The following is an 11,115-nucleotide window of genomic DNA, read 5'->3' as shown; positions in this document are numbered from 1 at the left end:
GTTCACCGCCCGTTCAGCAGTTCACCGAGATGTCATGTCGGCGGGCTCGACGATCGCGGGCAGGGTCACCGTCACCACCAGCCCGTGCGGGTCGGCCGATTCGACGAACATCAGTCCGTCGTACTGCGCCGCCAGCGTGGCCGCGATCGGCAAGCCGAGCCCCGACCCGCCCGCCGCGGCCCGCGCGCCGCGGAAGAATCGCGTGGTGATCAGGTCGAGCTCGTCGGCCGACACCCCGACACCGGTGTCGGCCACCGCGATCACCACCGACTCCGACTCCCGGTCCACGGTCACCGTCGTGCGGCTGCCCGCCCCGGCGTACCGGGCCGAATTGCTCAGCGCCACATCGAGAATCTGGGCGAGCACACTGGCAGGCACACTCGTGTGCGCGGTGTCGACGAGCGGCTCGCAGGTCAGGACGATGTCCGCGCGCAGGTAGGCGTCGCGCCAGAACCCGACGCGCTCGACCGCCGCGGCGACCGCGTCGAATCCGGTGGCGGCCGCGACCTGCTGCTTGCGTTCGGCACCGACCGCGGAGGACAGCAGACCATCGAGCAGCTCGGTCAGCCGGTCCACCTCACCCACCACGCTGACGAAGGTCGCCGCGACCAGGTCGGCGGCCAGCATCGGCTGCAACGCCTGCAACCGAACCGCCAGCGCCGCAAGCGGATTGCGCAGCGAATGCGCGGTGTCGATGACGTGCTGCCGCTCGGAGGCGGCCAGCGCGGCCACCGCACGGGTCACCGATTCGACACCGGCCGCCAGCAGGAGGATCTCGGGTGGGCCCTCGCTCATCGCCGCGGGCCGCCGCGGTGGCACGCTGTGCGCGGGCAAGGTCGACGACAGCGCGTCGACATCGCGCAACAGCCCCGTCACCGGGCGCAGAATCCAGCCCGCCACCAGCAGCGCCAGCCCGGAGAAGATCAGCAGCGCGGTCGCGGTGACGCAGGCCAGCTGCACCCACCTGACCACGATGTCGGCGCGGGTCACCGCGGTGGACACGGCGATCACCACCACACCACCCGCCTGCGGCGCGATGCCGATGGGCTGGGCGACGAACACCTCCTCGGTGTTCCACGGATACAGCGGTCGCGGCATCTCGAGCAGGTGCCGGTCGCGGGTCGCGGCGAGCACCCGCGCGTCGGTGCGGTCGATGCCGAGCGCGCACAGCACCGAACCGTCAGCGGCGAGGACGAGGATGCCGTTGTTGGTGCTGTCGCGGTAGGCCTGGGCGGCGTCGGTCAGGCTCGCCGGGGCGGTCGCCGCGAGCACGCCGAACCGGTTCGCGTCGTGCGCGCGTTCCACCACCAGTCCCCTGGTACGGCTCGCGGCGAGTTCGCCGGCGATGACGGTGCCGAAGCAGACCATGCAGATCGCCGCCAGCACGGTGAACGCGGTGACCAATCGAGCGCGCACTGCGTCTGCTCAGCGCGACCAGCGATAGCCGAAGCCATGGATCGTGGTGATCAATCCCGGCCGGTTCAGCTTCGCGCGCAGCGCGCCCATGTGCACATCGAGCGAACGGGAGATCGATGGCGTCTTCGCGCCCCATACCTCGACCATGATGGTTTCCCTGCCCACCGCGACACCGACCCGCTCGGCCAGTACACGGGCGACGGCGAATTCCTTCTGCGTCAGCGCGATCGGCGCGTTCGCCACGGCGACGGTGCGCGCCATCAGGTCGACCTGGACGTCGCCGGAGACGATGACCGTCGGGGCGGTCTCGGCGGCGCGGCTGCGCCGCACGACGGTTTCCAGGCGCGCGGCCAGCTCCCCGACGCGCGGGGGTTTGACCACGTAGTCGTCCGCGCCGGCGCGCAGGCAGGAGACGACGGCGACTTCGTCGTCCTGGGCGGTGAGGACGATGACCGGGACCGCGCTGACCTTGCGTAACTGGCGCAGCACGAGATAGCCGTTGAGGTCGGGCAGGCCGAGGTCGAGGACCACCGCGTCGTACTCGGAGTGTGAGGTCAGCAGATCGAGACCGAGGGACAGGTGCTCCACCGTGCCGAAACCGTGGGCACGCAAACCGTCGACAACGGCCCGCGCCATCCCGGCATCGTCCTCCACCACCACCACACGCATCACCCCGGTCCTTTCCGCAGCCCATGGAGCAATCCGACCGACGGGTGAGGTTACCCCAAGCGCGGGAACAACACTGGTGTGCAGGTCACGCGGTGGCCTTGGTCACAGCGGGGACGTGCACGCCGACGGGCGATGCCCCGACGACGACCGGCGGGTATCCGGCCAGCCGCGGGGCGGGCGGCAGGCTGGGGAACCGCTTGCGCAGGCAGCCCAGCTGACGGTAGATCCCGCGTAGCTCATCGTGGAGCAGGCCCAGTTCCTCGTGCACCCGCTCGGCCTCTTCGATGAGACAGGCGCGAAACACCTTGCCCTGTTCGAGTTGCGCCCGCTCGGCGCGCGAGCGCGCCAGCACTTCCTCGGCCGACGTGCGGGACGCGGCGGCCCGGCGCCGCGCGCCGCCACGGGAGCTGGGTTCGACAGTGCTCATGGTATTTCCCGCCTTCCGATTAATTCTGCAGACAATTTATTCGCCGCGTTCAGAATTCGTCAATGCGGGCGCCGAAATATTGCAGCTAATCTGATTTCAGATGGAATCGGAAAGGAATCTTTGGAACCTCTTGAGAAGTTGTCACTTTCTTGGGAAACAGTTACTGGAGTGATCCGGTCCTGGACTTGCGGTTCAGCGCGACCCCGACGAGCATCACCACCATCACCACGGCGACCACGCCGATCGTGGCGAGCAGCCCGCCCCGGTATCCGGCGACGAACGCGTTGCGCAGTGCGATGGCCAGCGGAACGCCGAGCCGATCGTCGGCCATGCTCACCGCGCGCACCCCGTCACCCACGGGGTCGTGGCCGACATCGACGCCGCCAACGGCCAGCACCGCGGCGGGGACGACGAAGTTCGCCGCGTACCCCTGCGCGACGAGCCCGTTGACGATCGCGACGCCCCACAGGCCGCACAGCTGCACGAGCACCAGTTTCGCCGCCCAGCGCACGCCGGTGCGCCGCGTCGGGTTCGCGGCACTGAGCACCTCCAGCGCGATCCCGAGCACCAGCGCGCAGCCCAGGCTCGTCACGGTCGCCATGGCGACGAGCGGGGCCAGGTCACCCGGTTCGCCCGCGGTCAGCCCGATGGCGAGCCCGTCCATGATCGCGGTGGATCCGATGATCACCGCGGCGACCGCGCAGCCCCCGCGGTAGAAGGCCGCACCGATTTTCGCGCCGACGGCGGTGGCGAGGCAGGTGGGCAGAAACAGCGCGAGGCCGGCGACCACGGGGACCTCGCCGCCGAGCACCTGCAGATACTGGATGACCAGGAACACCATGCCGAACATCGACAGCACGGCGGATCCGAGCGCGAGCATCACCAGCCGCACCCGTGGCGCGGCACTGACCAGCCAGTCGTGCGGCAGCGACCCACCGCGCCGGATGCGCGCCGCCACCACCGCGAGCGCCCCGCCGAGCACCATCGACGCGAGGAACAACGGCGAGGTGAAGCCGACGGTGACGGCTCGATGCAGGCCGAGCGTCAGCAACCCGGCCGAGCCGACCATGGTGAGGATCGCAGGCCAATCGATCGGGCTCGCCGGGTCGACCGCGACGGCGGGGACCACGGTGACGACCCCGGCCAGCACGATCAGATTCGCGACCATCATCGCGACAAGCACATTCGGCCACCACACCTGGTTCAGGATCACCGCGGTGACGAGCATCGCCACCATCACCCCCGCGGTGGAACAGCCGGCCCACGCCGTCACGGCGCGCGCCCGGCGGCTGCCCTCGCCGTAGACGAGCACCACCATCGCCAGCGATGCGGGCAGAATGGCCGCGGCGCCGACGCCCGTGGTGGTACGCGCGACGAGCAGCGCGAGCGGGATGCTCGGGAAGCACACATGCATCGCGACGCCGACCAGATAGATCAGATAGCCGCCGACCATCACCCGTTTGGCACCGAGCCGGTCGGCGAGCGCACCGCCGACGAGCAGCGGCGCCACATAGGCCACCACGTGCGCTGTGGGGAGCCACAGCGATATCGTCAGGTCGGGTCGATGTCCCAGCTGCCGCAGCAGCGTCTGCACGGCGATGCTCTGCATCGCGGTGTCCTCGGTGATCATGAACGCGGCGGCGCACAACGTCAGCAGGACGAGGCGGCGGCGCCAGACGCCGAGGGGCATCGGCTCGGCGCACGCTCCCGTCTCGGCTGCGTGTACGCGGGTGTTCTCCAGTACCATCGGCTGCCTCTCCGGTCCGGCTCGGATCGTCTCGGCTCGGCCGCGCCGTGGCCCGGTGTGTCAGAAGCCGTCGACAATCCCAGAATTGTACGGATTGGGCAGTTCGCCCGGTAACCGAGCGCGACCCTGGCAGTTCAGCGCAGCAAGTCGCGCAGCGAGCCGACCAGGTCGCGCAGGTCGTCGAGCTGTGGCGGCGGCCCGGTGTCGACCGCGACGGCGCCCATGAGTTCGCTGGTTCGCGCGGCGATCTCACGCACGGCCTGCCCCGATGCCTCGGTGACGGCCTCGGCGATCTCGTCATAGCTCAGTTGCTCGATCCCGGCGCCGAACTTGATCTCGATCGCGATCCCCTCGGCGTTCACCGTCACCCGCACCCGGCGCCGCTGCGCCCAGCCGGTGGCGACCAGCTGCGCGCATTCGGCCTGCACCCGCGTCAATTCGGCGACGGTGGCCTGGAATTCGTTGACGGCGCCGGCGAAATTGTCATCCATCGGTGTTCCCTTCGGTACGGACGGTGCTCAGCGATCCAGGATCCGGCTCTGACCGGGACGGGTCTCCCCGGCCGCGCGCTCAGCCGGTGGCGTGAGCGGCGCCCGCGCCGGTTCGGGGAGCTGGGCGCGCAGGGCGGCCAGGTCGGGCGGCAGATCGATCGGCGCCGGCATCCGGGCGCGCATCGCCTCGAGCGGCGCGAGCAGCGCGGTGTGCTTGCGTGCCACCTTCGCCGCCGCCGCCTGGGCGGCCGCCACGGTGGCGCGTGCGATCTGTCCGTAGCTGAGTTCGTCGATCCCCTCGGCGTACACGGTTTCGATGATGGCGCCGGTGGCGTCGACCACCACCGTGATCCGCCCGTGTTCGACCGTCGCCGACGCCGTCAGCGCCGCCTGCGTGGACCGCGTGTCTGCCATCTGGTCGAGCAGGCCGGACACCGCGCCGATCAGTTCGGTGGCCTCCCCCGCCAGACGCTGGTTCTCGGGCCGGGTCATGACCGTGCCGCCGCGGCCAGCGCTGCTTCGAGCCCGTCGGATTCCACCTGCAACCCCGCGTATCTCGCGAGATAGTCGCGGACCTCGGTCGCCTCGGACCGGCCGTCGACATCGGGCAGCAGCACCAGGAACCGCGCCGGATTCGGATCGTCCTCGCCGACCAGCGCGATCAGCTGGCCGCCGCGCATGCGCAGCACCAGCAGCGCGTTGTCGTCGTCGGGGGCGATCTCGAAGTCGGCCTTGACCGCCCACTCCAGATCGGAGATCACGATGTCGACCCAGCCGACCGGCACGCTCGACCCCATCGACGGCCAGGTGCGTGGATCCACCGGGACGAGCGCGGGATCCGGCCACGGCCTGCGCCGGTCGAGTTCGGCGACGAGCCTGCCGAGGAAGTCCAGGATCTGCTCCTCGGTGAACTTGTTGGCCGACTCGAGCGCGGGCGCGGGTATCGATCGCGCCGACACCGCCTGTGCCAGTGCGGGATAGAACTCCGCCACCGTCGCGAGGTAGCTGATCCGGTCGATCAAGTCCGTCGCCGCGTCGGCGACGATCTCCTCGCCTGCCAGTTCCTCGACGTAGCCCATCGACGCGCACAGCTGCCCGATAAGCGTCGGATCGGCATCGGAATCCGCTGTCGCACCGTCGGTTTCCGGATCGGCGAGGAACCCGCCCAGCGAGAACGGACGGTCCACCGCCGCCAGTGCGGCGCCGGGATAGCCGTCGCCGGTGTCGGGCCGGTACCGCAGGTACAGCTCGACCTCGGCCGGGCTGAGCCCCGGCCGCCGCGCATCGCCCGGCACGCCATCGACATAGCCGACCTCCCACGCCAGCACCGCGGCGATCTGGTCGGCCGAGAGCAGTCCGGTCGGCAGCGGCGGGTCGGCGGCAGCGAAACCGGCCAGCGCCGCCGCGGTACTCACCAGATCGACCGCCAGGTCCGCGGGCGCTGTCGCACAGCGCCCGGTCTCGTCGACCGTGTCGGGACCGATGACCACACAGGCCCCGCCGACCGCGACGACCACCGAGTCGTCGGTGTATCCGCCCACTATCCGCGGCATCCGTTGTCCTCCTTCGTATTCCGCATGGCCGTGCTACTGGCCGGTGGTGACGATGTCCCTGGCGATCAGGGCCGATGACCGGTCGAGCATCGGCCCGCCGGGCAGCTGGCTGACGATCTGCCACGGCGCCGGTTTCGGTTGCGCCAAGCCGAGCACGGCGGCTGTCGCGAGATCGGGGATGCCGAACCGCACCCCGGTGTCGGTGACGTAGAACAGCGCGTCGCGCCGGGTGCTGTCCGGCTCGATGCCGGTCGCCTGGATGAACTCACCGGTCGACGCGGGCAGATACGCCGCGCCCGCCCCCTGGCTCGCCACCAGCGGCATCGGTGCGGCGCCCGCCGCCATCGGCAGTGCGCTGCCGAGCAGCACCTGCAGGCGGGCGGCCTGCTCACCGTTGCTCCGCGTCCACGCGGCGCACGCGATGGGGTCGGTCTCGGTGGAGACGATGGCCAGATCGTCGGCGGGGAAATGCTGGACCGGCAGCGTGTCGACGATCGGGATGCCGCGGATCGCATCGGGCGAGAACAACGGAATGCTGGTGTGGCCGAGAGAATTCGACGTGCGCAGCACCTGCGCGGTGAACGACGAGATCCGCTGCAGGCCCTCGGCGAGCACCACATAGGAGCTCTGGCCGCCGACGTCGTGGACGCGGATCACCGTGCCGATGGCGATCTCGCCGCCGCGAATCACGCTCGGCTGACCCACCTTCGGGATCTCCGGGACCGCGAGATCAGGGACGGCCACCGTCGCATTGAGCAGGCCGGCGCCGATCGGGCGCGGCCGGATGGCGCGCAGCTGCGGCAGCGCCGACACGATCGCCTCGTTGCCCATGTCGACGCGCGCGTGCTTGCCGCCGTACACCAGGTACGGGATGCCGTCCCACGCGGCGAGCACCGCCTCGTCGCGGCCGGCGACCCGTGTCCGCGGGCCGAGCCGGGCCGGGCCGGCCAGCACGGTGCTGCGCAGTCCGGCGCCCACCTCCTCGCACAGCGTCCAGTCCGACCGGCCGCTATCGGCCGCGCCGGGCAGCGCCGACGGTGCGCCGGGAATGCCGAGCAGCGGCCCGCGCGGCATCGACGACAGCTTCGCGTCTTTCACCGACGTGGGCGATTCACCGCTGCCGGTGATCAGCCGCGCCGAAGCGAGATTCAGCACCGGATGCAATCGTCCGTCCACGACCGCGTACAGGGCGCCACTCCCGGAACCCATCACGATCTTGGCGTCACCCACCTGTCCCTGCGGACGCAGAAAGGACAAGATCGCGCAGCCCGCGACAACCAATACCGCGAGCACGATTCCGGTGATCATCGAACGGAATTGAATACGCATCGGATCGTGCAACATTCGCACATCCCGGCGCACCATCGCGTGCGTGTAACGCTGCAGGAGAAATCGATATCCGTTCACCTGCGCGCGGGTAGTCAACTGAGCAGGCACCACAACTCCTTACGCAATTTCGGCTGGCGTGTGAGACGCTAGCGCACTGCGGGGGATTCATGCTGAACGGAAGCAGGCCGAGTGAATAGCGAACAAATTCCAGGAAATACGGCGACCGCGGCTGCGACGATTCCGGCACCGAGTTCGGGCAGGCGCACGCCCTTCGATGTGCTGCCGCTGCGCATCGTGTTGCCGTGTGCCGCCGCCGGCGCGGTGGCGGCCACCTCGACGATCGCGCTCGACGGGCCGCTGTGGGCGGCGGTGAGCGCGGGCGCCGCGGTGTCCGCACTCGGCGCCGCCCGAGCGCGAAAGACGAACATCTGGCGAATCATCGGGCTGCGGACCGCACTGTGGTGGCGTAATCGCGAGGCGAATGCTAGGCCGTCGCATCCCGAACCGTTCGACGTGCCGCTGCCGGAATCCGATGGCCGCCGCTGCGGCATGCGCTGGGACGGCACGCACCTGATCACGATGCTCGCGCTCGAACCCACCGCGGTGCTGCCGACCCTGCTCGGCGCCACCGAGGTCACCACCCGCTCCACGGTGTCGCTGGCCGATGTGGCGCGCTGCCTTGCCCAGTTCGACATCCGCCTCGCCGCCGTCGACGTCGTGTCCCTCGGCGCCCGCACCAGCGGCCCGGACGCTGTCGTCGGGCTGTACACCAAGCTGCTCGGCCCGCTGCCTGCGGCGGCCGCCCGCACGGTGTGGCTGGTGCTGCGGTTCGATCCGCTCGACAATCCGGGCGCCATCGACAACCGTGGCGGTGGCCAGGAAGGCATGATCCGCACCGCCCTCGTCGCCACCCGCCGGGTCGCGAGCAGGCTCACCTCACGCAGCGTCAGGGCGACGGTGCTCACCGCCGCCGAGCTGGCCGCGGCGCACTCGGCCACGCTGCACGACACCGAGGCCGCGCAGTGGACCGAGGAGTGGCGCGCGGTGCGCGGCGCCGACATCGCGCTGCACGGCTACGTCGTCCCCCCGGCGCGCCTGGACTCCGGCGTGCTGTCCAGTATCTGGACGCTGCCGGGACGTTCCGTCCTCACCACGCTGCGGCTCACCCCGGCGCCGGAGTCCACCTCCCCCGGTCATCGCGGTACCGAGGTATCGCTGACCGCTCTGGTCCGCCACGACACCGCCGCCACCGAGACCGAACCGGGTTCCGCGCCCACCGATCTCGGCCTGCGCCCGGTGCGCGGCGACCAGCGGCGGCTGCTGCTCGACGGCGGACATCTCGACCCATCGGCCGCGCTGAGCGGCCCACCGGCGGCGATGGCGGCGTTCACGGTGCCGGTGGGGGCGTGCGGCCAGGTGATCGGCGCGACCGCGGACGGCGCGGGCGTGACGGTTCCCCTGTTCGGCCCCTCGGTCCGGCGGGTGGAGATCGTCGGATCGCTGCGGCTGACCCAGCTGATGGTGCTGCGGGCGATCGCCGTCGGCGCCACGGTGTTCGTGCACAGCGCCCGGCCCGAGCAGTGGCAGCGCCTGGTCGACAAGGTCGACGACCCGGCGACGATGGCCGTGGCCTCCGCGGCGGGCGCCCAGCACGCCGCGACCGCCACGATGATCATCTACGACGGCGTGACCTCGGCCGGACAGGTCTCGGAGGCCACGGCGGTCCACGTCCGCGCGCCGGAGGAGATCGGGGCGCAGGTGCTCGACGCGGATGTCGTGCTGATCGACTCCCCCGACGCTCCCGGCTCGGTGGTGCTGCGCACCGAGGGCGAGGCCCTCACCGTCCGGTTGGTGTCGATTCCCGAGGAATTCGACGTCCTCGGCGCCACCGAGCGGGAAGGTCGCGAGCTGGTGCCGACGGCATGAGAAAAGGGACCCGTCGCCGGGTGGCGACGGGTCCCTGTCCGCTGTCGGTGAGCTACCAGACGAAGTCGTCGGCGACGTGCTTGTCGGTGGACTGCGCCGTGGCCAGGGCCGACTTCACGTTCTCGATGCCCTTCCCGAGGATCGTGAGCAGGTCGTCCATATCGGTCATCAGGGTGTTGTGCTTCTGCTCGAAAGCCAGCGCCGCGTCACCCTGCCAGCCGACCTTCAACAGACTCTGCTTCGCGGTCTCGGCATTGTCGCGTTCGGCCTGGATTGCGCTCTTGTAGGTGGTCAGATCGCCGATCAGGGCATTGACCTTCGCGTCATCGTACAACATGGTGGGACAGTCCTTTTCTTGTTCTTAGACGTAGTTGAAGTTCAGTGTCGTGAATCCGCCCACGCTCTGGTCTTCGGCGGAGGCGACCTTCTTCTCACCGCTGTCGAGCGCCTGGGAAACAATGCCCAGATCCTTGTTCACCGCCAGGATCTCCGCCTGCAGCTCATCGGCGAACCGCTTGAAGGCATCTTTGGCAGCGCCCTCCCAGCCGGACTTCGCCTCTTCCACCGCCGCATTCAGTTTGTCGACGGTCTTGTCGATCGGGGGAATGGTCGCGGCGTAATCGTTCGCGCATTGCTGGAATTTCGGAAAATCGAGGTGGAGTTGTGGTGTTCCGGCCATGGGAGGTCCTCTCGGGAATGCGTGGATCGGTGAAACTGCCGGAGTGGTCACCCCGGACGATCAGGGGGTGGTCACGGCATCCAGCGGCCCTGGGGCAGGGCCTCGATCTGGGCGGCGACCACCTGGGCCAGCCTGCGGTCGCTGCCGGGGGCCAGGGTGGTCCAGGCCCGGCCGTCGGCGGCGATGCTGCCGCCGGCGATGATGCGGCCCGCCGGGGTGTCGTACACCGCGGCGGTGGCAGGGGAACGGACGGCGATGCCGTCGGTGTGGGCGTAGCAGACCAGCTCGGCGAGCGAAGTCCATTGCCGCAGCGCGAGTCCCAGCGTGACAGCGGGCGACTCCGGCATGCCGAGCTGGTAGACCGCGGTCGCCGGGCTGGTGTCGGGGTCGTCGAGCCGCGCACGCAACTCCGCGGTGGGAGCGCGGAAGGTCGCGATATCGGCGGGTTGCGCCTGGCCGAGCACGTCGAGCAGTGGCCGGGCAAGGAGGTCGGGATCCTCGTCGCCCCACACCGGGCGGATCTCGAGTTCGTCGCCGCGCCGGATCGCGATGGCGTGGTCGAATCCGCGCCGGACCAGGCACACCCGATCCAGCGCGGTCCCACGCCGAATCCGCAGTACCAGTTCACGTTCCGGTCGGGCGAGGGTGCACAGCGCGGCCGCCAGCTCGTCGTCGCTGACATCACCCGCGGCGTCGAGCACACCCCGTTCGCTCAGCTGCGCCAGCACCGCCGACCGCGCCGCGGCGGCGGCCGTGCGATCGACGTGCGCCGACCGCAGCGCGAGCACGGCGGGCAGAGTCTGCGCGCCGAGCGCTTCGGCGACGACGAGCGTGCCGTCGGTGCTCATGACCGTCATCGCGGTCTCCTTTCCGGTCTC

Annotated in this window: 12 protein-coding genes; 1 reads left to right on the top strand and 11 read right to left on the bottom strand. The window is 70.2% G+C overall.

Going from position 1 to position 11,115, the window contains the following annotated elements; translation table 11 throughout:
- Positions 1-21: 21 nt before the first annotated feature.
- From NV348_RS32330 to eccB, 8 genes are all read right to left on the bottom strand, one after another.
- Entirely contained in the window at positions 22-1,416 is a 1,395-nt protein-coding gene (locus NV348_RS32330) for a sensor histidine kinase (protein WP_447150271.1), read from the bottom strand.
- 9 nt (positions 1,417-1,425) lie between these two features.
- Entirely contained in the window at positions 1,426-2,085 is a 660-nt protein-coding gene (locus NV348_RS32325; protein ID WP_447150270.1) for a response regulator transcription factor, read from the bottom strand.
- Positions 2,086-2,170: 85 nt separating this feature from the next.
- Positions 2,171-2,512 carry a hypothetical protein gene (locus NV348_RS32320; RefSeq protein ID WP_447150269.1) on the bottom strand — a complete coding sequence of 114 codons (342 nt, stop codon included), beginning with the start codon at positions 2,510-2,512 and terminating at the stop codon, positions 2,171-2,173.
- A gap of 160 nt (positions 2,513-2,672) precedes the next feature.
- The gene (locus NV348_RS32315; protein WP_447150268.1) at positions 2,673-4,202 is read right to left on the bottom strand and encodes an MFS transporter; all 1,530 of its coding nucleotides are present in this window, start codon (positions 4,200-4,202) and stop codon (positions 2,673-2,675) included.
- Between the two features lie 191 nt (positions 4,203-4,393).
- Positions 4,394-4,750 carry a YbaB/EbfC family nucleoid-associated protein gene (locus tag NV348_RS32310; RefSeq protein WP_447150267.1) on the bottom strand — a complete coding sequence of 119 codons (357 nt, stop codon included), beginning with the start codon at positions 4,748-4,750 and terminating at the stop codon, positions 4,394-4,396.
- A gap of 27 nt (positions 4,751-4,777) precedes the next feature.
- The gene (locus NV348_RS32305; RefSeq protein ID WP_447150266.1) at positions 4,778-5,242 is read right to left on the bottom strand and encodes a YbaB/EbfC family DNA-binding protein; all 465 of its coding nucleotides are present in this window, start codon (positions 5,240-5,242) and stop codon (positions 4,778-4,780) included.
- The gene (locus tag NV348_RS32300; RefSeq protein WP_447150265.1) at positions 5,239-6,303 is read right to left on the bottom strand and encodes a hypothetical protein; all 1,065 of its coding nucleotides are present in this window, start codon (positions 6,301-6,303) and stop codon (positions 5,239-5,241) included. The genes NV348_RS32305 and NV348_RS32300 overlap by 4 nt, the downstream gene beginning before the upstream one ends.
- A 33-nt stretch (positions 6,304-6,336) precedes the next feature.
- A complete protein-coding gene (eccB, locus tag NV348_RS32295; RefSeq protein WP_447150264.1) occupies positions 6,337-7,740 on the bottom strand; it encodes a type VII secretion protein EccB in 1,404 nt (467 codons plus the stop codon).
- An 81-nt stretch (positions 7,741-7,821) separates the two neighbouring features.
- On the opposite strand from eccB, the gene eccE reads away from it, so the two are divergent.
- Positions 7,822-9,558 carry a type VII secretion protein EccE gene (eccE, locus tag NV348_RS32290; protein ID WP_447150263.1) on the top strand — a complete coding sequence of 579 codons (1,737 nt, stop codon included), beginning with the start codon at positions 7,822-7,824 and terminating at the stop codon, positions 9,556-9,558.
- A 52-nt stretch (positions 9,559-9,610) separates the two neighbouring features.
- On the opposite strand, the gene NV348_RS32285 is transcribed toward eccE, so the two are convergent.
- From NV348_RS32285 to NV348_RS32275, 3 genes are all read right to left on the bottom strand, one after another.
- Positions 9,611-9,895, bottom strand: coding sequence for a WXG100 family type VII secretion target (locus NV348_RS32285; protein ID WP_447150262.1), 285 nt, complete (start codon positions 9,893-9,895; stop codon positions 9,611-9,613).
- Positions 9,896-9,919: 24 nt separating this feature from the next.
- Positions 9,920-10,237, bottom strand: a complete 318-nt coding sequence (locus NV348_RS32280; protein ID WP_447150261.1) for a WXG100 family type VII secretion target — start codon at positions 10,235-10,237, stop codon at positions 9,920-9,922.
- Between the two features lie 71 nt (positions 10,238-10,308).
- Entirely contained in the window at positions 10,309-11,094 is a 786-nt protein-coding gene (locus tag NV348_RS32275; RefSeq protein WP_447150260.1) for an ESX secretion-associated protein EspG, read from the bottom strand.
- Between the last annotated feature and the right edge of the window lie 21 nt (positions 11,095-11,115).

Source organism: Nocardia fodinahabitans, from assembly GCF_052983615.1.
The sequence above is the reverse complement of the archived record's forward strand: the minus strand, read 5'-3'. Positions and strand labels throughout refer to the sequence as shown.